Annotated in this window: 28 protein-coding genes; 17 read left to right on the top strand and 11 right to left on the bottom strand. The window is 73.3% G+C overall.

What is annotated here, in order from left to right; translation table 11 throughout:
* Positions 1 to 67: 67 nt before the first annotated feature.
* Positions 68 to 1156, top strand: a complete 1089-nt coding sequence (locus JD77_RS18125; RefSeq protein WP_145775409.1) for a beta family protein — start codon at positions 68 to 70, stop codon at positions 1154 to 1156.
* Positions 1157 to 1193: 37 nt separating this feature from the next.
* On the opposite strand, the gene JD77_RS18120 is transcribed toward JD77_RS18125, so the two are convergent.
* The gene (locus JD77_RS18120) at positions 1194 to 1475 is read right to left on the bottom strand and encodes an iron-sulfur cluster biosynthesis family protein (RefSeq protein WP_145775408.1); all 282 of its coding nucleotides are present in this window, start codon (positions 1473 to 1475) and stop codon (positions 1194 to 1196) included.
* Between the two features lie 245 nt (positions 1476 to 1720).
* On the opposite strand from JD77_RS18120, the gene JD77_RS34745 reads away from it, so the two are divergent.
* From JD77_RS34745 to JD77_RS33715, 3 genes are all read left to right on the top strand, one after another.
* The gene (locus tag JD77_RS34745; protein WP_281292103.1) at positions 1721 to 1846 is read left to right on the top strand and encodes a hypothetical protein; all 126 of its coding nucleotides are present in this window, start codon (positions 1721 to 1723) and stop codon (positions 1844 to 1846) included.
* Positions 1847 to 1922: 76 nt separating this feature from the next.
* Complete coding sequence (gene dacB, locus JD77_RS33720) at positions 1923 to 2654, top strand: D-alanyl-D-alanine carboxypeptidase/D-alanyl-D-alanine endopeptidase (RefSeq protein ID WP_246140739.1); 732 nt, start codon at positions 1923 to 1925, stop codon at positions 2652 to 2654.
* Positions 2597 to 3079: a D-alanyl-D-alanine carboxypeptidase gene (locus tag JD77_RS33715; protein ID WP_246140738.1), complete on the top strand. Its 483-nt coding sequence runs from the start codon at positions 2597 to 2599 to the stop codon at positions 3077 to 3079. Before dacB ends, JD77_RS33715 begins: the two co-directional genes overlap by 58 nt.
* Before the next feature lie 96 nt (positions 3080 to 3175).
* On the opposite strand, the gene JD77_RS18110 is transcribed toward JD77_RS33715, so the two are convergent.
* Both JD77_RS18110 and JD77_RS18105 read right to left on the bottom strand, forming a co-directional pair.
* Positions 3176 to 3508 carry a hypothetical protein gene (locus JD77_RS18110; protein ID WP_145775407.1) on the bottom strand — a complete coding sequence of 111 codons (333 nt, stop codon included), beginning with the start codon at positions 3506 to 3508 and terminating at the stop codon, positions 3176 to 3178.
* A 135-nt stretch (positions 3509 to 3643) separates the two neighbouring features.
* Positions 3644 to 4237: a pentapeptide repeat-containing protein gene (locus JD77_RS18105; protein WP_145775406.1), complete on the bottom strand. Its 594-nt coding sequence runs from the start codon at positions 4235 to 4237 to the stop codon at positions 3644 to 3646.
* 74 nt (positions 4238 to 4311) lie between these two features.
* Between JD77_RS18105 and JD77_RS18100 the strand changes: the two genes are divergently transcribed.
* Both JD77_RS18100 and JD77_RS18095 read left to right on the top strand, forming a co-directional pair.
* Positions 4312 to 5544, top strand: coding sequence for a serine hydrolase domain-containing protein (locus tag JD77_RS18100; RefSeq protein ID WP_145775405.1), 1233 nt, complete (start codon positions 4312 to 4314; stop codon positions 5542 to 5544).
* A 132-nt stretch (positions 5545 to 5676) separates the two neighbouring features.
* Positions 5677 to 6318 (top strand): NAD(P)-dependent oxidoreductase, encoded by a 642-nt coding sequence (locus JD77_RS18095; protein ID WP_145775404.1) that lies wholly within the window; start codon positions 5677 to 5679, stop codon positions 6316 to 6318.
* 262 nt (positions 6319 to 6580) lie between these two features.
* On the opposite strand, the gene JD77_RS18090 is transcribed toward JD77_RS18095, so the two are convergent.
* The gene (locus JD77_RS18090) at positions 6581 to 7045 is read right to left on the bottom strand and encodes a PPOX class F420-dependent oxidoreductase (RefSeq protein WP_145775403.1); all 465 of its coding nucleotides are present in this window, start codon (positions 7043 to 7045) and stop codon (positions 6581 to 6583) included.
* Between the two features lie 57 nt (positions 7046 to 7102).
* On the bottom strand, positions 7103 to 7741 hold the full coding sequence (locus JD77_RS18085) for a DUF6642 family protein (RefSeq protein WP_145777641.1): 639 nt from the start codon (positions 7739 to 7741) through the stop codon (positions 7103 to 7105).
* A gap of 367 nt (positions 7742 to 8108) precedes the next feature.
* On the opposite strand from JD77_RS18085, the gene JD77_RS32885 reads away from it, so the two are divergent.
* The 7 genes from JD77_RS32885 to JD77_RS18055 all read left to right on the top strand — a co-directional run bounded on the left by JD77_RS32885 (position 8109) and on the right by JD77_RS18055 (position 11468).
* On the top strand, positions 8109 to 8678 hold the full coding sequence (locus tag JD77_RS32885) for a hypothetical protein (protein ID WP_211372597.1): 570 nt from the start codon (positions 8109 to 8111) through the stop codon (positions 8676 to 8678).
* Between the two features lie 24 nt (positions 8679 to 8702).
* A complete protein-coding gene (locus tag JD77_RS18075; protein WP_170286475.1) occupies positions 8703 to 9128 on the top strand; it encodes a YbaB/EbfC family nucleoid-associated protein in 426 nt (141 codons plus the stop codon).
* Positions 9118 to 9429, top strand: a complete 312-nt coding sequence (locus JD77_RS18070; RefSeq protein ID WP_170286474.1) for a type VII secretion target — start codon at positions 9118 to 9120, stop codon at positions 9427 to 9429. Before JD77_RS18075 ends, JD77_RS18070 begins: the two co-directional genes overlap by 11 nt.
* A 49-nt stretch (positions 9430 to 9478) precedes the next feature.
* Positions 9479 to 10690, top strand: a complete 1212-nt coding sequence (locus JD77_RS18065) for a WXG100 family type VII secretion target (protein WP_145775400.1) — start codon at positions 9479 to 9481, stop codon at positions 10688 to 10690.
* A complete protein-coding gene (locus JD77_RS18060; protein ID WP_145775399.1) occupies positions 10683 to 10946 on the top strand; it encodes a hypothetical protein in 264 nt (87 codons plus the stop codon). Before JD77_RS18065 ends, JD77_RS18060 begins: the two co-directional genes overlap by 8 nt.
* 61 nt (positions 10947 to 11007) lie before the next feature.
* Complete coding sequence (locus tag JD77_RS32225) at positions 11008 to 11172, top strand: CysS/YqeB C-terminal domain-containing protein (RefSeq protein ID WP_170286312.1); 165 nt, start codon at positions 11008 to 11010, stop codon at positions 11170 to 11172.
* 11 nt (positions 11173 to 11183) lie between these two features.
* Positions 11184 to 11468 (top strand): TM2 domain-containing protein, encoded by a 285-nt coding sequence (locus JD77_RS18055; protein WP_246140737.1) that lies wholly within the window; start codon positions 11184 to 11186, stop codon positions 11466 to 11468.
* Between the two features lie 67 nt (positions 11469 to 11535).
* Here JD77_RS18055 and JD77_RS18050 read toward each other — a convergent pair whose 3' ends face one another.
* The gene (locus tag JD77_RS18050; RefSeq protein ID WP_145775398.1) at positions 11536 to 12525 is read right to left on the bottom strand and encodes an MBL fold metallo-hydrolase; all 990 of its coding nucleotides are present in this window, start codon (positions 12523 to 12525) and stop codon (positions 11536 to 11538) included.
* Between JD77_RS18050 and JD77_RS18045 the strand changes: the two genes are divergently transcribed.
* Positions 12502 to 12930 (top strand): aldo/keto reductase, encoded by a 429-nt coding sequence (locus JD77_RS18045; protein ID WP_246140735.1) that lies wholly within the window; start codon positions 12502 to 12504, stop codon positions 12928 to 12930. The genes JD77_RS18050 and JD77_RS18045 overlap by 24 nt on opposite strands.
* Positions 12931 to 13063: 133 nt before the next feature.
* Positions 13064 to 13531, top strand: a complete 468-nt coding sequence (locus JD77_RS18040; protein ID WP_145775397.1) for a hypothetical protein — start codon at positions 13064 to 13066, stop codon at positions 13529 to 13531.
* Between the two features lie 120 nt (positions 13532 to 13651).
* Here JD77_RS18040 and JD77_RS18035 read toward each other — a convergent pair whose 3' ends face one another.
* The 3 genes from JD77_RS18035 to JD77_RS18025 are packed head-to-tail and all read right to left on the bottom strand — an operon-like array spanning position 13652 to position 14959.
* Positions 13652 to 14056, bottom strand: coding sequence for a hypothetical protein (locus JD77_RS18035; protein ID WP_246140734.1), 405 nt, complete (start codon positions 14054 to 14056; stop codon positions 13652 to 13654).
* A complete protein-coding gene (locus tag JD77_RS18030) occupies positions 14053 to 14313 on the bottom strand; it encodes a hypothetical protein (protein WP_145775396.1) in 261 nt (86 codons plus the stop codon). The genes JD77_RS18035 and JD77_RS18030 overlap by 4 nt, the downstream gene beginning before the upstream one ends.
* A 13-nt stretch (positions 14314 to 14326) precedes the next feature.
* Complete coding sequence (locus JD77_RS18025; protein WP_246140733.1) at positions 14327 to 14959, bottom strand: hypothetical protein; 633 nt, start codon at positions 14957 to 14959, stop codon at positions 14327 to 14329.
* 149 nt (positions 14960 to 15108) lie between these two features.
* Here JD77_RS18025 and JD77_RS18020 point away from each other — a divergent pair, with 149 nt between their 5' ends.
* Positions 15109 to 15906, top strand: coding sequence for a TolB family protein (locus JD77_RS18020; RefSeq protein WP_145775394.1), 798 nt, complete (start codon positions 15109 to 15111; stop codon positions 15904 to 15906).
* A 75-nt stretch (positions 15907 to 15981) separates the two neighbouring features.
* Here JD77_RS18020 and JD77_RS18015 read toward each other — a convergent pair whose 3' ends face one another.
* Positions 15982 to 17298, bottom strand: coding sequence for an AAA family ATPase (locus JD77_RS18015; protein ID WP_145775393.1), 1317 nt, complete (start codon positions 17296 to 17298; stop codon positions 15982 to 15984).
* Between the two features lie 91 nt (positions 17299 to 17389).
* Between JD77_RS18015 and JD77_RS18010 the strand changes: the two genes are divergently transcribed.
* Complete coding sequence (locus tag JD77_RS18010) at positions 17390 to 18946, top strand: restriction endonuclease (protein WP_246140732.1); 1557 nt, start codon at positions 17390 to 17392, stop codon at positions 18944 to 18946.
* 272 nt (positions 18947 to 19218) lie between these two features.
* Here the strand turns inward: JD77_RS18010 and JD77_RS18005 are convergent, their stop codons facing one another.
* Positions 19219 to 20775, bottom strand: a complete 1557-nt coding sequence (locus JD77_RS18005) for a hypothetical protein (protein WP_145775392.1) — start codon at positions 20773 to 20775, stop codon at positions 19219 to 19221.
* Positions 20776 to 20807: the final 32 nt, after the last annotated feature.

Here is a 20807-nt window from a genome sequence, read left to right as displayed (position 1 = left end):
CGCCAGCCCGGCGCGGCATTTCCGGCAAACCCTGTGTCCGGCGTCGATCCGGTCGGTACGCTGAAGTATGGTGCCCGCCCACGGGGGCCGGGTGGCGGAACCGGTCTACCGCCCCGTCCTCGCCAGCCGACGGGGCGAGCTCGAGGCACTGTGCCATCTCGACGGTGCCACGGCACCCCTGCTCGCTCCGGTTTTCGACGTGTCCACGGTGGATCCCTCCATTCCGGACGCTCTCGCTCGGCTGCCGGCCGGCCTCGTGCCGGCGGTCGACGTGACCGCGCTGCCCGACGGGCCGGAGGGCGACCTGCACCGGTGGGGCGTACCGCTGGTGCCCGTGGCGGGTCTCGCGGACAGCGACCACCGGCTCGTGGCGCACGGCCTGGCGGCGCGGGCGTACGGCGGGCGGATGGTGGTGCGGCTGCGGGCCGGGCGGGACCGCTGCGGACCGGACGCGGCGACGGACGCGGTGGAGCGCATCTGGCGGCTCACCCGGCTGGTGCCGGAGCAGTGCGAACTGCTGGTCGACCTCGGGGACGTCTGCTGCGCGGCCGACGTACGGCAGGCCGAGCCGCGCGTCCGGCGGCTAACGGACTGGGCCCGGCGGCACGCCTGGCGGACGGTGACGGTGGCCGCCGGCGGGCTGCCGCCGACGCTGTCGCGGCTCCCCACCGACGAGCCGGTACGCCTGGAGCGCTGGGACTGGCTGCTCTGGCGGCGGCTGGCCGACCTCGACGTCGGGTACGGCGACTACGGGGTCGGCTGCGCGGTGCCGGGTGCGGACTCGGCCGGGGACCGGCTGCCCACCGTCCGGTACACCACGGACGACGCGTGGTGGGTGTACCGCTGGTCGCGGCGCGGCGGCCGGGGCGACGACCGGGTGACCGACCTGTGCCGGACGCTGGTGGCGGCACCGCACTGGCCGGTGGACGGGGCCGCCTTCTCCTGGGGCGACCACGAGATCGTGCGCCGGGCCCGCCGGGTGGTCGGGGCGGGGCACAGCACGAACTGGGCGGCATGGAGCACGTCCCACCATCTGGCGCACGTGCTGCGCGCGCTGGCGGTCCCGACGTGGGAGGACCGTCCGGGGCCGTGGCGTAACGAGCGCGGCCGAGCCGCCCGGTCCCACCGCGGCGGCGAGTCCCGGCGGGCGGGCTGATCGCTACTCCTGGCCCCGCCACTGGCGGGACTCATCGCTACTGCTTCTCGGTGAAGCCGAACTGCACGATCCCCTCGTCGTCGACGGTGGCGTCGACGGAGCTGTCGTTGAGCAGTTCGGCGGCGTCCGAGTCGAGGAAGATCCGGGCGCCCTGGGTGTCCACCACCTGGTCACCCTGCGTCGGCTCGGCCACCAGCTCGATGGTCAGTGAGCCGGCCTCGGTGTCCGCCGCGATCCGCAGCCCGCCGGCATCGGCGACGTCCTCCTGGTTGGCCAGATCTCGGATCACCAGCACGGCGTTGTCGGTCATGGTCAGCATGATGGGACTCCTCGTCGGTCGGATCGCGGTCGGCGCAACCGGGCTGGGCCCGCGTACGGGCTCGCCGGGCAGGCTACGCGGCGAAACGGTCGCCTCCGCACGAAACAGGGCAGGTCGAACGCCCCTCTCTGCCTACGGTGCCCCCTGCCGGGGCATCCGTCAAATAGTGACCGGTCGACGGGACGGGGAGCCGCGGTACCGCCCGAACCGCCCCCGACCTGCCCGGACGCCTCTAGGCTGGACCGATGGCCGACCCGCGCCGACGGGGGCGCGACACCCGCCGGCTGATCACCGACAGGGCCGCGGCCGTCCTGACACCCTCCGCCGATCCGGCGGCCGGTCCGGTGACGGCCGACCGGCTCGACGGCTGACCCCGCCACCCCGGTCCGGCAGAAACTTTCGGCCGTCAGGATTTCCCGGCAGAAAGCTCCGTGGCAGCATCAGTCCATGCATCGTCGCCTCTTTCCCCGGGCGGTCGCCCTGGCCGCGCTGGTCGCGGCCGCGGCCACGGCCGGCGCGCCCACCGCGACCGCCGAGGCGCCCACCCCCGCGCTCACGCGGCTCAACGCGACCATCGACGCGATCCTGGCCGACTCCCGGCTCGCCGGTGCGCAGGCGGGCGTGGTGGTGGTCGGCACCGCGACCGGGGAGACCCTGTACCACCGGAACGGCGAGCGCCGGCTCGTCCCCGCCTCCGGCACCAAGCTGCTGACCTCGACGGCGGCCCTGGCGCTGCTCGGCCCGGGCCACCGGTTCACCACCGACGTGAGCACCGACGGGCAGCGCCGGGCAGGGCTGCTCACCGGGGACCTCTACCTGCGCGGGGGCGGCGACCCCACGATGCTCGCCGCCGACTACGACGAGCTCGCCGCGCAGGTCGCCGCCGCCGGCGTACGGGTGGTGACCGGCGACCTGGTCGCCGACGACACCCGCTACGACGGCACCCGGCTGGGCCCGGACTGGGCGTGGGACGACGAGTCGTACTACTACGCCGCCCAGGTCTCCGCGCTGACCGTCGCCCCGGACACCGACTACGACGCGGGCACCGTGATCGTGCACGCCGCCCCGGCCGCCACGGCCGGCGGCCGGCCGGTGGTCACCATGACGTCGCCGACACCGGCATGGGCACCGGCACCCTGCGCCAGCGGGACGGCTCCGGGTTGTCCCGGCGGAACATGATCCCGGCGGCCCAGTTCGCCGCGCTGCTGCACGCCGTGCGCTCCGAGCCCTGGTTCGACGCCTGGTACGCCGCGCTGCCGGTGGCGGGCAACGCCGACCGCTTCGTCGGCGGGACGCTGCGCAGCCGGATGCGGGGCACCCCGGCGGCCGGCAACGTGCACGCCAAGACGGGCAGCCTGACCGGCGTGTCCAGCCTCTCCGGGTACGTCACCGCCGCCGACGGCCACCTGCTCGCGTTCTCCGTCGTGCTGAACAACTACGTCGCGTCCTCGGTGAAGGGGCTGGAGGACCAGATCGCGATCGCGCTGGCGCCGTACGACGGGCGGAGCGCGGGCGCGGCGCGGGTGGCGCCGCCGACGGCGCCCGAGACGCCGCGGACGCCCGAGGGCGTCGAGTGCTCCTGGGTCAAGCCGAGCCTCTGCTGACCTGCCCGGGCCCCTTCCGGGTGCGGAGGAAGGGGCCCGGGTCCTGGGGCGCCGCGGCGGGCCCGCACCGGGTACGCGGGCCCGTCGTGGTGGCGCTCAGGCGCCCGGACGCTCCGGTGCGGGCGGCAGCGCCGCCGGGTCGCCCCGCTCGATCAGCGCGTCGATCTCGGCCGTCCGCAGCCCGTGCAGCGCCAGCACCCGCCGGCCCCATCGGTGCAGCCGGCACGGGTGCGGGCTGGCGTCGTTGCGGCAGATCGTCCCGCCGGACCAGCGCCGCGGCGCGTGCACGACCACCGCCCGCACGGCGAACTGCGCGTCCTCCACCGTCACGTACGGCGGCAGCGGAATCTCCCGCAGCGTCTCGCCCTGCTTCTGGCCGGGACGCGCCGGGCTGACGGGACGGACGGTACGGGCGCCGGTGCGGCTCATCGGAAGGACCTCCACAGGGGACGGACGGACCGGAACAGCGCGAACGTACGGCGGCTTCCGGTCGCGGCGACGGACAAACTGTCCCGCGGCCCGACGCGCACCGGCCGCCGCGGGGCCGCCCCGCGACTGGCCCGGTCAGCCGACCCGGAAGCCGAGCGCCTGGGCCAGTACGACCGCCTGCTCGGCGTCGATCCGCGCGCCGGCCCGCTCGACCACGGTCGGATCGAGCGCGGTGAGGTCGCTGCCGCGCAGGTCCGCGCCGCCGAGCCGGCACCCGTGCAGCTGCGCTCCCGACAGGTCGACGCCGGTGACCGTGGCGCCCGTCAGGTTGGCCGCCGTCAGGTCCACCTCGCGCATCCGTACGTCGGTGAGGCGCGCCCCGCGCAGGTCGGCGCCCGGCAGGACCGCGAACGACCAGTCCCCGCCGTCGATGCGCAGCGGGCGCAGGTCGCACTGGGCGAAGCTGCTGCCGACCAGCTTGCAGCCGGTGAGCTCGGCCTCGAAGAAGTTGCACCGCTTGAAGGCGCAGCGGGCGAAGGCCGAGTCGGTGTGCCGGGAGGCATTGAACGCCACGTTGCCGAAGGTGCAGTCGGTGAAGACCGCTCCCCGGCTGACCGCCTCGGTCAGGTCGACGTGGAAGAACTCGCAGCGGACGAAGTGGCGGTCGGCCAACTCCTCGCCGTACCAGTCCTCGTGGCGGAACGTGACGTCCTCGATCGGCTCGCGCATCGGCCCAGGCTAGTGGCGCCACCGGCGCCGGCGGCTCTTCCGTCCGGGGCGTACCGGCTAGTAGGTTTTTCCGGGTGAGCGTCGCACGCAGCATCGACCCGGACCGTATCGGCTTCGACCCCGCCCGGCTGGGGCGGATCGACGAGCACTTCCGCAGGTACGTCGACGACGGCCGGCTCGCCGGGTGGCAGATCGTGGTCACCCACCGCGGTGAGATCGCCCACTCCTCGACGTACGGGATGCGCGACCTGGAGGCCGGCGCGCCGGTCGAGCAGGACACCCTCTGGCGCATCTACTCGATGACCAAGCCCGTCACCTCCGTCGCGGCGATGATGCTGTGGGAGGAGGGCCGGATCGAGCTGACCGACCCGATCAGCCGCTATCTCCCCGAGTTCGCCGACGTCCGGGTCTACGACAGGGGCTCGGTGCTCAAGCCGTACACGGTGCCGGCGGTCGAGCCGATCCGGATCTGGCACCTGCTCACCCACACCTCCGGCCTGACGTACGGCTTCGCCCAGGTCTCCGTGGTCGACGGCCTGTACCGGGCGGCCGGCTACGACCTCGGCGTGCCCGCCGGGGCCGACCTGGCCGCCGCCTCGCAGGGGCTGGCCCGGCTGCCGCTGCTGTTCCAGCCCGGCACCAGCTGGAACTACAGCGTCTCCACGGACGTGCTCGGCCGGCTGGTCGAGGTGGTCTCCGGGCAGCGGCTGGACGAGTTCTTCGCCGAGCGGATCTTCCGCCCGCTGGGCATGACGGACACCCGCTGGTGGGTCGACGAGGCGGACGCCAAGCGGCTGGCCGCCCTGTACGCCCCGCACCCGGCGACCGGCAAGGCGTTCCGGGCCGACACGATCGGCCGGGCCGCGCTGGCCGAGCCGACGTGGCACTCCGGCGGGGGCGGCCTGATCTCCACGGCCGCCGACTACCACCGCTTCACGCAGATGCTGCTGCGCGGCGGCGAGCTGGACGGCGTACGGCTGCTCGGCCCGCGCACGGTGCGCTTCATGACCCGCAACCACCTGCCCGACGGGCGCGACCTGGCCTCGTTCTCCCCCGAGGGCTTCTCCGAGACGGTGCTGGACGGCATCGGGTTCGGCCTCGGCTTCGCGGTGGTGCAGGACCCGGTCCCGGCCCGGGTGCCGAGCAGCGTCGGCGAGTACTACTGGGGCGGCCTGGCCTCGACCGCGTTCTGGGTCGATCCGGTGGAGGAGGTGACGGCGCTGCTGTTCACCCAGCTCATGCCGTCGAGCACGTACCCGCTGCGGTCCCAGCTTCGCCAGCTCGTCTACTCCGCCCTGGTCGACTGACCCTCTTCTTCGTCCGGCCGGGCGGCGGCCCCCGGCGGGGATCGCCGTTCGCGCCCGAGGCCCCGGCCCACTTCATAGCCTGGGAGGCGGGCGACGTCGGGCCGGGCCCGACCGGGCGCGGGAGGCGGTCAGGTGAGCGACATCGTGGTGTTCGGTGCCGGAGGCACGGCGGGTTCGCGGATCACCGCCGAGGCGGTGAGCCGGGGCCACCGGGTGACCGCGGCGGTGCGCCGCCCGGAGGCGACGAACTACCTGCCGGCCGGCGTCCGGGTGGTCACCGGGGACGCCACCTCCGACCGCAGTGTGCGGGAGCTGGCCCCGGAGGCGGACGTGATGGTGGTGGCGATCGGCGGCGGCGACCGGTCGCTCTGGCGGGAGGCCGCGGAAACCCTGGTCACGGTGCTGCGGGACCAGCCGAATCCGCCCCGGATCATCCACGTCGGTGGCGGGTCGACCCTGCTGACGCCGAAGGGCACCCCATACCTGGAGGAGCCGGACTTCCCGGAGGAGTACCGGGACTCGGCGCTCGGCCAGGCCGACGCGCTGGCCCTGTACCGTTCGTCGGCCGACGGCGTGACCTGGACGTACGTCGCCCCGCCGCCGCTGGAGTTCCATCCGGGCGAGCGCACCGGCCACTACCGCACCGGCACCGACCGGCCGGTCACGGACGCGCAGGGCCGGTCGGTGCTCAGCTACGAGGACCTGGCCGTCGCCGTCGTCGACGAGATCGAGCACCCGCGCTTCGAGAACATGCGCTTCACCGCCGCGTACTGAGGCGCGGCCGTCAGTCGGCGCTCTTCAGCCGGCGTTCTTCGGTCGGCGCTCTCCGGTCGGCGCTTCTCAGTCGGCGCTCCTCGGTCGGCGCTTCTCACTCGGCGCTCCTCGGTCGGCGCTTCTCACTCGGCGCTCCTCGGTCGGCGCTTCTCACTCGGCGCTCTTCGGTCGGCGCTTCTCACTCGGCGCTCTTCGGTCGGCGCTTCTCACTCGGCGCTCTTCGGTCGGCGCTTCTCAGTCGGCGCTCTTCGGTCGGCGCTTCTCAGCCGGCGAGGCGGGCCGGGAAGCCGCCGGTGGCCACCGGCCCCCAGCTGTCGATGGTGACCCGGATCAGCGACTTGCCCTGGCGCACCATCGCCTCCCGGTACTCGTCCCAGTCCGGGTGCTCCCCGGAGACACCGCGGAAGTACTCCACGAGCGGCTCCAGCGCCTCGGGCAGGTCCAACACCTCGGCGGTGCCGTAGACCTGCACCCACGGGCCGTTCCACTCGTCCGACAGCACGCAGGCCGAGACAAACGGGTCCCGCCGGATGTTCGCCACCTTGGCCCGCTCCGGATAGGTGGAGATCACCAGGCGGCCCTCGGCGTCGACACCGCCGGTGACCGGGGAGGACTGGGGTCGGCCGTCGGACCGGGTCGTCGTGAGCACCACCCGGTGCCGGGGGCGGAGGAACTCGATCAGAGCCGCCCGGTCGACCCGGGTGTTGCTCGCGATGCTGCGTGCCATCACCCGTTTCTACCAGCAGACACCGGTCGCCGGCCTCAGCGCTGCCCCGTAGCGGCCTCAGCGCTGCCCCGTGGCGGCCCGGCCCGTGGGCTGGGCGGGCACCCGGGGGCGGGCGGCCGGACGCCACGCGCGGCCGTTGGCGTAGATGACCCGGAAGCCCAGGTACGCCGCCAGCGGCGCCCAGTGCGCCGAGCCCATCCGCAGCTCGGCGGCGTTGTGCCGCTGCCCGTTGGCGAGCACGTCGAGCAGCACCGTCTCGAACGCGGCCGACTCCACCCAGTCGACCTCCCGGGTGAACCCGCAGACCAGCGCCGCCCCGGTCACGTCGAGGAACTCGCGCAGCGCGGCGTCGGACGCCCGCAGCACCGAGCAACTGCCGAAGTAGAGCCGGCGACCCTCGCAGCGGCCGGCCATCAGGTCGGCGACGTCGGCCAGCTCGACCGAGTCCCAGTCGGTGAGGCGGAGCCGGCTCGGCTCGCCGTGCATGGCGAAGAAGCCGACCCGGTAGTCGGCGTACTGCCTGAGCAGCCAGCGGTCGAGGAAGTAGAACAGCTCGTCCCGGGTCGCGGCGTCCTTGTGGATGAAGCGGATCTTTCCCAGCCGTTCCAGCAGCTCCAGCGTCGGTAGGACCGAGCCCCGCTCGTTGAGGTCGCGGTGCCACTGCCCCTCGACACAGAACACCCCACCCCGTGCCACGCCCACCTCCCCGAGCCCGACGCCGACGTTACCGCCGCCGGCTGGACCGGCCACAGTCACCCTCCGTCGAATTCAGGTGACGTTTCCGCCGCGGCGCGCCGCCCGTCCCGTCTCGTCACCTTTTCCCCGTCCGCCCGCGGCTGGCAGGCTTGCCGGATGGGCGACGGCAAGGACTGGTACGACTGGCGCCTCCCCTACGCCGATCCCGGTTCGCCGCTGGCACGCCGGCTGCGGCTGGTCCAGCGGCACATCGCGAGCTGGCTCGACGAGCGGCCGGACGCCTCGCTGTCGGTGGTCAGCGTCTGCGCCGGCCAGGGGCACGACCTGCTGGGCGTCCCTGGCCGCGCGGCCAGCCGACGCGCGGCGGGTGCGGGCCCGGCTGATCGAGTACGACCCGCGCAACGTGGCGGCGGCCCGGGCCAGGGTGGCCGCCGAGCGGCTGGACGGCGTGACGGTCGTCCGGGCAGACGCCGGTGACCCGGCCTCCTACGCGGGGGCGGTGCCTGTCGATCTCGTCCTGCTGGCCGGGGACCTGGGCAACATCAGCGACGCCGACGCCCGGACGACGATCGGCGCCCTGCCGGAGCTGTGCGCTCCCGAGGCCACGGTGATCTGGACCAGGACCCGACGGGCGCCGGACCTGACGCCGGCGATCAGGGCCTGGCTGGCCGAGGCCGGGTTCGCCGAGCATGCCTTCCACGCACCGGAGGCCCCCCACCCACCCACCCCACCCCACCCCACCCCACCCCACCCCCACCCCACCCCACCCCCACCCCCACCCCCACCCCCACCCCCACCCCCAGCGATCTTGCACTTCTGGCCCCGGCAAATCCGGCGAACAACCCATTTGCAGGGCCGAAAGTGCAAGATCGCGCACGGGTCACTCCGCATGCTCGGGCGAGGTGACAGGCTGCGGTGGCGGGGTCGCGACAGGTGAGTGAATCTCTTACGCTGGGCGGGCTTGGACGGCGGGGAGGCGACGGTGCTCGGTCGGGACCTGGATGACGCCGAACGATGGGTGGCCGACTGGTCGGCCTCGATCTCCGAGCGCGCCGAACGGGCCCGACGGCTGGCCGAGCGCGTCGCGGAGCTCATCGGCAGCGCCGAGGCGGCCGGCGGCCTGGTCGAGGTGCGGGTCGACAGCGGCGGCGCCCTGGTCGCGCTGCACCTGGACGACCGGCTCACCGGCTGGCCGGCGGCCCGCGTCGAGCGGGAGATCATGACCGCGCTGCGCCGGGCACAGGCCGGGCTGACCGACCGGGTCGCCGCTGCGGTGGCGGACACCGTCGGCGCCGACTCCGAGACGGGCCGGGCCGTCCTCGACGGGTACGACCGTCGCTTCCCCGCCCCCGACGACGGCTCCCCCGGGGCGCGCGGTGCCCGGTGACCCGGCCCTGGAGGTCACCCCGCAGGCGCTGACCGGGCACGCCGCCAGCCTGGACCGGATCGGCGGCACGGTGCGGCAGGCCATCGGGGCGGCCGGCGGCGTACGGCTGGGCGGGCAGGCGTACGGGCAGTTGTGCGCGGCGTTCCCGGCGATGTTGGAGCCACTGCACGATCTGGCCGAGCGGGTGCTGCGCGAGGCGCGCGACGCGCTGGACGAGACCGCTGACGGCGTGCGCGCGGCCGCGGCCCGGTACGACGGCAGCGACCAGCGGGCCGCCCACCGGCTCGGCGCGCCGCGATGACCGCGCCCCCGCCGCGGAGGGCCGTCGCCCCGGCGGCCCGGCCGCCCCGGTGACCGCGCCGAACCCGCTGGTCGCCCAGCGGGTCGACAGCACCACCGGCTGGTCCGGCGTGGGGCTGGCCGAGGACGTCGAGCTGCTGGTCCAGGCTTTCCGCAGCGGCTCCTGGATCGACGGCGCGATCGGCGGTTTCGCCGCCGGCCTGGACGCCCTGGCCGTCGTGGTCGACCCGCTCGGCCAGCTCGTCTCGTGGGGTGTGGCCTGGCTGATCGAGCACTTCAAGCCGCTCTCGGACGCGCTGGACTGGCTGGCCGGCGACCCCGACCAGGTCGAGGCGTACGCCGGCACCTGGTCCAACGTCGCGGCCGCGCTGCGCTCCTCGGCGGCCGACCTGGATGCGGCCGTGGCCGCCGACCTGGCAACCTGGTCAGGCGGGGCCGCGACCGCGTACCGGGCGCACGCCGGGCGGCAGCGCGGGGCGCTGACCACAATGGCCGCCGGGGCCGACGCCCTGGCGGTCGTCACCACCGGCACGGGGCTGGTGGTCGCGCTGGTCCGGGAGCTCGTCCGCGACCTGATCGCCGACTTCGTCTCGGTGCTCGCCGTACGGCTGTGGGAGTGGCTGGCCATTGCCGGCGGCACCCTCGGCGCCGGCACGCCCTGGGTGGTCGCCCAGGTCTCCACGCTGGCCGCGCGCTGGGCGGCGAAGATCGCCCGACTGCTCACCGGGCTGATTGGGAGCTTGCGCCGGGTCGCTCCGATGCTGCGCCGGCTGAACGGCGTACTGGGGCGGCTGGAAGCGGAGCTGCGCCGCCTCGCCCGCCACGACCCCACCACCCCACCGCCGGCCCCGCCCCGGCGCACCGGAGATCTGCACTCCCGCGCAGGCACGCTCAGCAACCGCGAGGTGATGGACGCGGGCGGACCGCCCTTGCCCATGTCCAGAGAAACGATCGACCACTACGCGCGCCTGGCGGGGGTGGACCTCGACGGCGTCGACGTCCAGGTCGTCACGATGCCTGATGACATCACGTACCTCGACTTCACCGGCGCGATCGCGCGGACGGACCCGCTGGGCGTCCAGCTTGGCCCCGCGGCCTTCCAGGACGAGGAGACGCTGGTCAGGACGCTCGCCCATGAGAGGGTCCACGTTGAGCAGTACCGGCAGGGCCGTGTGGACTCGGTCACCGGCCCTCTGGAGGACGAGGCGTATGCCGCCGAGGAAGCGTTCGTCGACAACTGGCGGAGGAGTCAGCATGGATAGCCCAGAGGTATCGCGGCTCGTCGTCGACGCCGTGCACCGACTGTCCGGGCGGCCGTGGGTATTCGCCTCCGGCGTCCTCGAAGGTGCGCCACTGCGCATCGGGGACCGGGTGACGATCGAGAGCGACCAGGCGACGCTCGCCGCCACGGTCGAGACCGTGGAGCTGCACGGCCGCCCCGGGCTGGTGACGATCGCGGTCGCAGGCGACCTCGCATACGCCGTCAAGCCGGGCTCTGTCATCTCCCGGCGCGTTTGATCCACACCATGTCGGCGGTATGGCGGTATCGAGACGCCCTTGACACCCCGATTTCGGCGACATGGCGGCAACCACCGGGCCTGCCGGCCGGGGCGGCGACGCCCGGGACCTGCGCCGGGAGCTGGCCCGCGTCGGCGTGGTGGTGCGGGACGAGGAGAAGCGGCAGTACTGGCGGCTGACCCGCGGCGGCACCGCTTCGGCCCGGAGCGGCCACCCGTACGGCTGATCCTGCGTCCAGTGATCTTGTTGCTGCTCGCGGGCCTCGATACGCTCCCGGCCGGTCATCCACGAAAGACCATTGTGAACGCTCCTGTCACCGCCCAGCGCTCGTGGGTCGTCGCCCTGCTGCTGTGCTTCTTTTTCGGCGTCATCGGGGTGCACCGCTTCTACGTCGGCAAGGTCGGCACCGGCATCCTGCAGATCATCACCTTCGGGGGCCTCGGCCTCTGGACGCTGATCGACTTCATCGTGATCCTCGTCGGCGGCTTCCGCGACAAGCAGGGCCAGCCGCTCGCCCGGTGACGACCGGGTGACGCGGGTGCGGGCCGGGATCGTCGATCCCGGCCCGCACCGTCGTCGCGGGGCGGCTTCAGAAGTGGTACGCCGTGTGGTACTCGGGCACCAGCACCCGGCTGCGCGGGGACGCCTCGCGCACCGCGGCGACCAGGGCGTCGAGCCGCTGCCGGTCGTTGGGGGCGACGGTCGGCGGGTTGGTCAGCGGCGTCTCGAAGTTGTCCCAGTGCACCGGCACCACGACCCTCGGGTAGTCGAGGGCGGCCATCAGCCGGGGCACGTAGTCGGCGGTAGCCGTGCTGGACTGGAGGGCCACCATCGCCACGTCCGGGGCCAGGCCGGCGAGGTCGCGCTCGGCGAAGTCGCTGGCGCCCATGAAGAACACCGCCGGGCCGTCGGCGACGCGGACCTGGTAGGCGAGGGTGTCGCCCTCGGGCAGGTCGGCGATGGTCGCCGGCCGCGCGGGCCGGCTCACCCGTACGCCGGGGAACGCCAACGAGTACGACGCGTTGCGGCTGTGCAGCGACGACACCACCTCGACCGTGTGGTCGCCGAAGTCCAGCACCTCCCCGCCCTTGACGGGGCTGAGCTGCCCCGACGGCAGTCCGTACGCCAGGCCCAGGTGGTAGGCGGTGAGCGTGCCGAACACCCGGGCGCCGGTGCGCTCGGCGATCCGGGGCACGTCGTTGAAGTGGTCCCAGTGAGTGTGGGTGACCAGGATCGTGGTGGCCCGGTCGGCGTGCCGGTCGAGGGCGGTCTCGTCGACCGTCAGCCCGGTCGCCGGGTCGAACGCGCCCGTGAACAGCCCGGTGTCGTAGCGGCTCAGGTACGGGTCGACGAGCACCGTCCGGTCGCCGATGTCGACGTGCCAGCCGGAGGTGCCCCACCAGCGGAAGCTGACCGGGCCGGAGCGGCGGGCGGCGCCGGCCGGGGCGGGGGCGTTTGCCGGAGTGGCGGCGCGGGCCGGGCCGACGGGAGCGGCGACGGCGAGGCCCCCGGCGGTGACGAGGGCGGCCCCGGCGGCCGGGCCCGCTCGATCGGGGTGTCGAACTTCCAGGTGTCCCACCTGGAGCGGCTGGCCGCCGAGTCCGACATCGTCCCGGCGGTGAACCAGATCGAGGTGCACCCGTACTTCGGCAACGAGGAGGTGCGCGCGTACGACCACGAACACAACATCCTGACCGAGGCGTGGGCGCCGATCGCCCAGGGCAAGGTGCTGGACGACCCCGATCTGATCGACATTGCCGAGCAGGCGGGCCGGACGGTGGCCCAGGTGGTACTCCGCTGGCACGTCCAGCGCGGCGACATCGTCTTCCCGAAGTCCGTCACGCCCAGCCGGATGGAGGAGAACTTCCGGATCTTCGACTTCGAGCTGGACGACGTGACGATGGACCGGATCAGCATTCTCGACCGCGGCGAGGCGGGGCGGCAGGGCCCCAACCCGGACACCTTCGACCACGCCCCGGCCTGAGTCGGGCGTACCGGCCCGAGCGGCTCACCGGCGGCCGAACCCGCCGACCGCCTCCTTGCGGGCCACTGTGGATCGTTAGGCTGAGCGGGGCCGCCCGATGGTGACAGGCCGTACCGCGAGGTGAGGGAGAACGATGCTCAGACGACGGCTGCTGCGGGTGGGGGTCACGATCGGCGTGGTCGCGGCCGCTCTCCTGGGGATGAGCCCGGCGGCCAACGCGGCCCCGAGCAGCTTCATCGCCGCGTCGATCCATGGGGGCGGGGCGGGCGCGCTCGCAGCCGAGGCGATCGGTGGAATCGCCTGGTACAACCGGTCGGTCACGCTGACATCGGTCCGGTTCTACGTCGCCGCCAACGAGTGCGGCTATTTCACCGTCGAGGCCTGGCAGGGCGGCTCGCGGCTCGACTACTTCGACATCCCGAAGCAGTGCGCGGGGTCGACCGGACGATGGATCTCGTACGGCGACATCCCGCTCGACGGCAGCGGGCTCTCCGGCGGCATCACCGAGGTGGTGATCGACGTCTACGACAGCACCCATCTGGGTCACGGGTGGGCGGACTGCACCCGATCGGCCTCGTCCTGCTACACGTGGCCGCGCTGACGCGGGGTCTGCCCAGGTCGCCTGCGGGGTGATCCCGTCCTGCGCGCGAAGGTGGCCGGCGATGTCGCGCGCGGCCGCGCGCAGGCCGGCGGGCGCCTGACCACCGGCGTCGGTGACCGGTCAGCGGGCGTCGGTGACCACGTGGGAGCAGGCGGCGCAGACCGACGGGCCATGCTCGGCATACCACCGGCACGACCGGCGGATCGCGCAGCGCGGCAGCTCCGCCTCGGCGGAGCCGGTCGTCTCCTGGTAGGAGGCGACGAGGCGTTCGCCGAGGCCGCAGTGGTCGCCGGTCCAGAACCCGCAGGACGAGGTGACGCAGGGCCCGGCGAGCCGGTACCGGGACTCCACCGGCCCCTCGGCCCCGGCCGCGGTGGCCAGCGCCACCTCGGCCGGGAGCTGCGGCGTGACGTAGGCGACCCGGCCCGCCGGAGTGATCATGCCGAGGAACACCGTGGCGTTGGCCGCGGGGGTGCTCGGGCACATCCGCTCCGGCGGGTCCGGCCGGTGGACGGGCTGGGTCACTTCTGCATCCAGAAACCGAGGTCGTTGATTCTCTGACCGAGCTCGTCGGCGAACGGCCCGTTGACCACCCACAGCCCGTACCACTCAGGCCGGAGCCGGATGTTGCCGTGCCCCACGGTGAGCGGGTTGGTCAGCTTGCTGCCGACGGTGGACAGGGCGGCGAGGCCCGCCTTCTGGATCTCGCCGGCGATGGCGGCCTGCTGCTCGGGAATCAGCTCGACCCCGTCGACCACGAACCGGAACTCACTGCGTGCCATCTGCTGTCTCCCTCTACTGGTAGGTCTCGGTGCGCAGGCCGAGCCGCAGGCTCGTCCTGGTGAAGGCCGCCCACCCGGAGCGGGAGGCGACGTCGAGGCGGTGCCCGGCCCGGCCGAGGGCGGCGTTGGCGTGGTCGCGCCAGTCCGCCGCGCCGGCCGCCGTCAGGCCCCACAGCTCGCGGCACGCCCCGGCGACGAAGGCGAGCTGGTCGGGCGAGCCGGTGAACGCGGCGGATCCGTCGCGCACCCGCAGGGTGCCGTCGGGCAGCCGGCGTACGGACGGGAAATGGTGGTGCAGGCTGGCCTCGGTGGCCCGGTGCGCCGCGTCCAGCCGGGCCGCGGTGAACCTGTCGGCCAGGTCCTCGCCCCGGCGTACCCGGACGCTGTGCAGGGTGAGGGCGTCGCCCGCGGGGGCGACCTCGGCGACCACCTCCACGGGTGTGCTCCACGACGGGGGTGAGTTGGCCGACCAGAAGGCGAGCCAGGCGGCGAGCCGTTCGTGGAAGTCCGCCTGGAAGCGGGCCGAGGTCGGGCCGACCCGGGTCGCCAGGAGGCGGGCGCCCGCGATCCGGTCGTACGGGACGAGGGGTTGGGTGGGCGCGCTGGACGCGCCGGGCGGGGCGGCCTCGGCGGCGGCCGGGCCCACGGCGGTGAGCGCCGCCGAGGCCGCCGCCGCGCCGACGAGCAGCCGCCGACGGGAGAGGGAAGAGTGGTGGCGCGAAATTCAATTCCATGCATTCACTGGGCGGGCAGCACCCATCACCGCCGGCCCGGGGCCCAACGGGGAGGATCTAGTTGTACGCAACTCCGCGCGCCCGCCTGGCGGGCGCCACCGCGATCGGCGTACTGATCGCGGCGCTTCCAGCCACCGTCGCCCACGCCGCCGACCGCACCGTCCGGGTATCGGTCGCCACCGACGGCACCCAGGCCACCAGCGACTCGCACCAGCCCTCGATCAGCGGCGACGGCCGGTACGTCGCCTACCAGTCCACGGCCGACGACATCGTCACCCAGCCGGTCTCCGACGGGGCCAACGTCTACCTGTACGACCGGCAGCTCGGCACCACCCGTCTCGTCTCCACCCCGAAGACCGGGGCGCCGGCGGCGTCCGCCGCCTCCGGCAGCGCGGAGGTCAGCGGCGACGGCAGATACGTCACGTTCACCTCGAACGCGGCCAACCTCGTCCCCGGCGACGCCAACGCCACCACCGACGTGTTCCTCTGGGAGGCGGCCACCGGCACCACCGTCCCGGTGTCCGCGACGCCGGCCGGCGTGCCGGGCAACGGCACCGCCCTCTCCCCGCGGGTCAGCGCCGACGGTCGGTACGTCACGTTCTGGTCCAACGCCAAGGACCTGACCGGATACGACATCCCCTGGCAGCTGCAGGTGTTCCGGTTCGACCGGCTGAGCCGCACCAACATCCTCGTGGCGGTGCCCCGCCACGGCACCGACGGCGGCGGCGAGCACTCCGACATCTCGGCCGACGGCCAGTTCGTCGCGTACGACTCGCAGGGCACCGGGCTGGTGGCCGGCGACACCAACGGGCGCTTCGACATCTTCCGTATGGAGATACCGCGCCCCATCACGCGCTGAGAGGTACAGGGAGGGGCCCCTACCAACGCCTGAGGCAGAGCAGGGCGCCCCCTCACCACTCCGCCAGCGCCGCGCCTAGTCCGAGCCGTGCAGGTGGGCGAGGACGGCCTGGTTGGCCTGCCAGCCGTCCGGGAACTTGACGGGGACGTCGAGATAGACAGGCTCGGACGACGGGTGCGCGTCCAGCAGCTCCGCGATGCCCGCCCGCGCCACCACGACGCATGCGTGCCGGTGCCGGGACGTCAGCACGCACAGCCGCCCCGACTCCAGGTGGAACGCGGTCGCGTCCCGCCGCCCCGACAGCGGGTGCAGCACGATCGTCACGTCGTACTCGCGGCCCTGGAGCCGGTTGGCGGTGTCCACCGTGACGACCGCCCCGGCCTCGCCGAGGTGCGCGCGGATGGCCGCGACCTGGTCACGGTGGGCGGCCCCGACGGCGATCCGGTCGGCGGTGACCGGCGCGCCGGCCGGCGCGTGCTCGGAGACCGCCACCGCGCCGCGCCGCAACACCCGCAGGGCCAGGGCGGCGCACGCCGAGGCGGCCTCCGCGTCGGTGCGCAGCGTGTGCCGGGCCGGCAGCTCGTACAGCGCCCAGCCCGAGGATGCCGCCAGCTCCACCGCCGCGTCGACCCGGTCCCCCGGCCCGGCCTCGGTGAACGTCAGCACCCGGTCGGCCTCGCCCGTCCCGGCGCGGAACCCGGTGAACGGGTAGAACGCGGCCGCGACCACCGGGGCCGCCGACGCGGGCAGCCGCCACGACACCGGCAGCCGGTGCACCGGCAGCTCGGGGTTGTGCCGCAGCAGCACCGCGACCGCCGACTGCATCGGGTCCCAGGTCAGGCCCGTCCAGCGCGCGGTGTCGACCGTGGAGAACGGGTCGAGCTGCCCGGGGTCCCCCACGAACAGCGCCCGCTCGAACCTACCGGCCACGCGCAGCAGGGCGTCCGACCGCATCTGGTACGCCTCGTCGACGATCGCCCACGGCCAGGAGCCGTCGGTGACCGTGGCCCACTTGGCGGCCGTACCGATGATGACGGCAGAGTCGGCGAGGTCGGCGACCTTCGCGGCCACCCGGACCGTGTCGTGGCCCCTGACCCGGTCGGTCTCCTTGTAGTCGGCGGCGGAGAGGCGGCCGATGCGCAGCTCGGGGGCCTTGCGGGCGAGCCGGTCGATGAGGTCGTCGACCTGCTCGTTGGTCTGCGCGATGACGATCAGCGGCTCGCCGGCGGCGGCCAGCTCGACGGCGGCCCGGACGACCAGGGTCGACTTGCCGGCGCCGGGCGGCGAGTCGACGACCACCCCGCGGTGGTCACCGGAGCGCAGGTCGGCCAGCACGGCCGTGATGACGCGCTCCGCCTCGACGGCGGGCGGCACCTCCAGCCCAGCCAGCATCGACCCCACCTCCCAGGAGACGCCTCGGACACTACCGTGAGGGTTCTGCCCGGAGACGGTCAGTGGCTGACAGCAGCCGCTCGCGCGGCAGGTGCGCGCACAGAAGCAGGCTCAAGCCGCGGCATACCGGCACCACCAGCAACTTCGCCGAGAGGCCGAACGCGCCATGAAGGCTGCGCAGCGGACCGCCGCGGCCAGCGAGCGTGAGCGCAAGCGGCTGTACGTCGAGGCGCGTGTTGCTGAGGTTGGCGCCGACAACTCAGGCCTCCAAGCCCACCTTGAGGAGTTGGACAACCTTCTAGCCACAACACTCGACGTTGACGACCACATCGACCTCCGCCGGCTCCGGAAATCGGCGCAGCACCCGCCCTTCAACCCGGGCACTTTAGGCACTCCCCTGGCACCACCCGATTGGCGAACGTTCGAGCCGCCACCGCCGAGCGGCCTGAGCAAGCTCTTCGGCGGCCAAGCGAAGTACCAGCAGCAGCTCGCCGCAGCGCAACAGGCGTTCGGGCAGGCCCAAGCGCAGCACGCCGCCGCTGAAGCCGACCGACAGCGACGACTGTCCGTCGCACACCGGCGACACCAGCAGCAATGCGCCAAGGTCGAGGCGGAGGTGAGCGCACACAACGCCGAGATCGACCGCTTCGCCGCGGCCTTCGCGGCCGCCGATCCGGCCGCTGTCGTCGAGTACTTCGGCATGGTGCTGGGCAACTCCGTATACCCCGACGACTTCCCACAGCACTACCGTCTGGCCTACGTGCCGGAGTCCCGGCAACTGGTGGTGGAGTACCACCTGCCGACGCTGGACGTGATCCCCGCCGTACGAGAGTTCCGCTACGTCAAGTCGCGCGACGAAATCACGACCACGGCACGGCCTGCGAAGGAGATCAAGGATCGGTACGCCAACCTCGTCGCACAGGTCACCCTGAGGACCGTGCACGAGCTGTTCGAGGCCGATCGGTCGGGGCTCGTCGACACCGTGACGTTCAACGGCATCGTCGACACGACCGACCCTCGGACCGGCGCGTCTGTCCAGCCGTGCCTGGTGACGCTGCGGACCACTCGGGAGGTCTTCACCGGGCTCAACCTTCGCCTGGTCGAGCCGCTCGCCTGCCTGGCCCACCTGAACGCGTCGGTGTCAAAGCGGCCTGCTGAGCTGGCGCCAGTGCGGCCAGTTCTGGAGTTCGGGATGGTCGACAAGAGGTTCATCGACGAGGTCGACGTGCTGGCCGACCTCGACCAGCGGCCAAACCTGCTCAAGCTGAGCCCGAACGATTTCGAGGGCCTGATCCAGAACCTGTTCGCCAAGATGGGTTTGGACACCAAGCAAACCCGGCCATCCCGGGACGGTGGCGTCGACTGCGTGGCGTACGATCCGCGCCCGATCTTCGGCGGCAAGGTCGTCATCCAGGCCAAACGCTACCGCAACACCGTCGATGTCTCGTCTGTCCGGGATCTGTTCGGCACACTCCAGAACGAGGGTGCATCAAAGGGCATCCTCGTCACGACGAGCGGCTACGGACCCGCCTCGTACGAGTTCGCCTCGGGCAAGCCCTTGGAGCTGATCGACGGCTCCAACTTGCTCTACCTGCTCGCGGAACATGCGGGGGTGAAGGCCCGGATCGACCCGAGCGACCTGGACTGAGCGATGGCGGCCACGGCCAGACCCAGCACGTGCTTGCCACCGAAGCATTCGCTGGACCGTTCCGGCTGCTCCGAGGCCAGCAACGTGCCATCGGCGAACTCATGCTGACCCGAACCGAGTCGTCCGAGGTCAGCAGCCTGGAGGTGATGGGCTACGCCGCATTCTGCGGCAGGTTGGACGACGACCCTCAGTTCGCGAAGTGGTTCGACCGGCTACGGACGGCGGTCGCCCCAGAGGCGAGGCTCCCCGCAGAGCGGGGGCCGCTGCCCCAGTTACAGCCCTGATCGACCCGGCTCCAGCTGGGGATCGGAGGCGTACGCCAGGGCAAGCCTGCGGTGCTCGGGGTCGTCGGTGCGCTCGGCCAGTGCCCGCAACTCCGCCGACGCGGCGGCGGGATTGCGCGCGCACCAGCCGCGCATGAGGGCGGCGGCTGTTTCCGCCGGGCTGCCGGTGGCGGTGGCGACCACCACCTCCGCGGTCTCGGCCAGCAGTTGGTCGACGGTCGGCACGGCCACGCCCTGCGCACGCAGGTGCCCGGCGAGCAGGCCGACGCCCAGGGCCGTCAGTACGACAAGGTTGCCGTCCTTGTCGACCGCGCCGAGCCTGACGTGCTGGTCGAGCAGGCGGTCGGTGTCGTTGTCGGCGAGCTGGCGCCAGCCCCGCTCCTGCTCCTCCGTGCCGGGCTCGAACCCCAGCCCCTCGCAGGCCACCTGGTAGGCGAGCTGCCGCAACTCGTCGACCGGCATCGGCTCCGGCGCGACGAACAGCGCCATCAGCACGGCGAACACGGCGTCGTCGAACCGCCACCGCAGGACCGACTCGGCCCACCCCTCGCCGCAGACCGTTTTGCCGAGCTCGAACAGCCCGTCGAAGGCCCGCCGGGCCAGCGCGAGCGGGTCCGCCAGATCCTTCGCCGCACCCTTGACCGGCACCAGCCGGCCCTTCACCACGCGCACGACGCGGGCCGCCCGGGCCCAGGTGACCAGCACCGTGAGCCCGTACAGCTCGTCGCTGCTGCGGGTCTTGAACACCCGGTCGCCGATCACGGGGTCGAGCACGTCGCCGGTGTCGATCAGCGCGACGAGTTCCCGCGCGTCGGCCAGCCGCAGCCTGCCCGTCGTGGTCAGCGCCCGCCCGTCACCGAGCCACCGCACCAACTCCCGCAGCCGGCGTACGACCACCGACTCGGCGGCCAGCCCGCGGAGCGTGTCGTCGTCGGGCACCGCCACCAGCGGTACCGGCGGGTGCCGGTCGGAGTCCTCGGCGCGCAGGTGGTTGGCCATCACGCGGTTCAGCAGCGCCTGGTTGACGGCGACGCGGCCCGCGTGCAGGTCGGCGATGAACCGCTCGGCGGCTACCTGGTCGGTCGGGTCGACGCCCTCGGCGAGCATCCGCATGGCCCAGAACTTCGCGAGCCCGTACCGGGTCTGGTCGGCCATCGCGTCCTCGAACGGGGCGGCGATCTTGTCCAGGAAGCCGTGCAGCAGCTGCCGCTCGGCGCAGTGCCGGTCGGCGAGATCCTGCTCGAAGAGGAAGTCGACGAACGCGCCCACGGTCGGCAGGACCGCGGCCCACTCGTCGGGCGGCAACGTCACCTTGCGGGGAAACCAGTCGAGCAGCGCCTCCTCCAGGTCCTCGGGCTGCCACCGCCCGAGGAGCCCGTCACCGTCCGACCAGCGGTGCTCGAGCAACTCCGCCACGACGAACAGGTCGACCGGCCGGCGCTGCTTGCGGGCCCACCGGTCGAACTTGCGCAGCAGCCGCTCGCGGGCCGGGTAGAAGACGTCGTCCGGTGCCGAGGTGTAGACCATCCGCATGACGGCCGACACTACCGGCGTGGTGGAGGGCCGACGCGCCCCGG

It is taken from the genome of Micromonospora olivasterospora (assembly GCF_007830265.1).
In the GTDB taxonomy this organism is placed as follows: Bacteria; Actinomycetota; Actinomycetes; order Mycobacteriales; family Micromonosporaceae; genus Micromonospora; species Micromonospora olivasterospora.
The sequence above is the reverse complement of the archived record's forward strand: the minus strand, read 5'-3'. Positions and strand labels throughout refer to the sequence as shown.

Bases quoted from the DNA above. Each gene is read 5' to 3' on its own strand.
- dacB (WP_246140739.1), top strand. From the start codon at position 1,923: ATGCATCGTCGCCTCTTTCCCCGGGCGGTCGCCCTGGCCGCGCTGGTC.
- JD77_RS18090 (WP_145775403.1), bottom strand. From the start codon at position 7,045: ATGGCACGCAGCATCGCGAGCAACACCCGGGTCGACCGGGCGGCTCTG.
- JD77_RS18125 (WP_145775409.1), top strand. From the start codon at position 68: ATGGTGCCCGCCCACGGGGGCCGGGTGGCGGAACCGGTCTACCGCCCC.
- JD77_RS18110 (WP_145775407.1), bottom strand. From the start codon at position 3,508: ATGAGCCGCACCGGCGCCCGTACCGTCCGTCCCGTCAGCCCGGCGCGT.
- JD77_RS18015 (WP_145775393.1), bottom strand. From the start codon at position 17,298: ATGCTGGCTGGGCTGGAGGTGCCGCCCGCCGTCGAGGCGGAGCGCGTC.
- JD77_RS18040 (WP_145775397.1), top strand. From the start codon at position 13,064: ATGCTCAGACGACGGCTGCTGCGGGTGGGGGTCACGATCGGCGTGGTC.
- JD77_RS18030 (WP_145775396.1), bottom strand. From the start codon at position 14,313: ATGGCACGCAGTGAGTTCCGGTTCGTGGTCGACGGGGTCGAGCTGATT.
- JD77_RS33715 (WP_246140738.1), top strand. From the start codon at position 2,597: ATGGGCACCGGCACCCTGCGCCAGCGGGACGGCTCCGGGTTGTCCCGG.
- JD77_RS18105 (WP_145775406.1), bottom strand. From the start codon at position 4,237: ATGCGCGAGCCGATCGAGGACGTCACGTTCCGCCACGAGGACTGGTAC.
- JD77_RS34745 (WP_281292103.1), top strand. From the start codon at position 1,721: ATGGCCGACCCGCGCCGACGGGGGCGCGACACCCGCCGGCTGATCACC.
- JD77_RS18060 (WP_145775399.1), top strand. From the start codon at position 10,683: ATGGATAGCCCAGAGGTATCGCGGCTCGTCGTCGACGCCGTGCACCGA.
- JD77_RS32225 (WP_170286312.1), top strand. From the start codon at position 11,008: ATGGCGGCAACCACCGGGCCTGCCGGCCGGGGCGGCGACGCCCGGGAC.
- JD77_RS18120 (WP_145775408.1), bottom strand. From the start codon at position 1,475: ATGCTGACCATGACCGACAACGCCGTGCTGGTGATCCGAGATCTGGCC.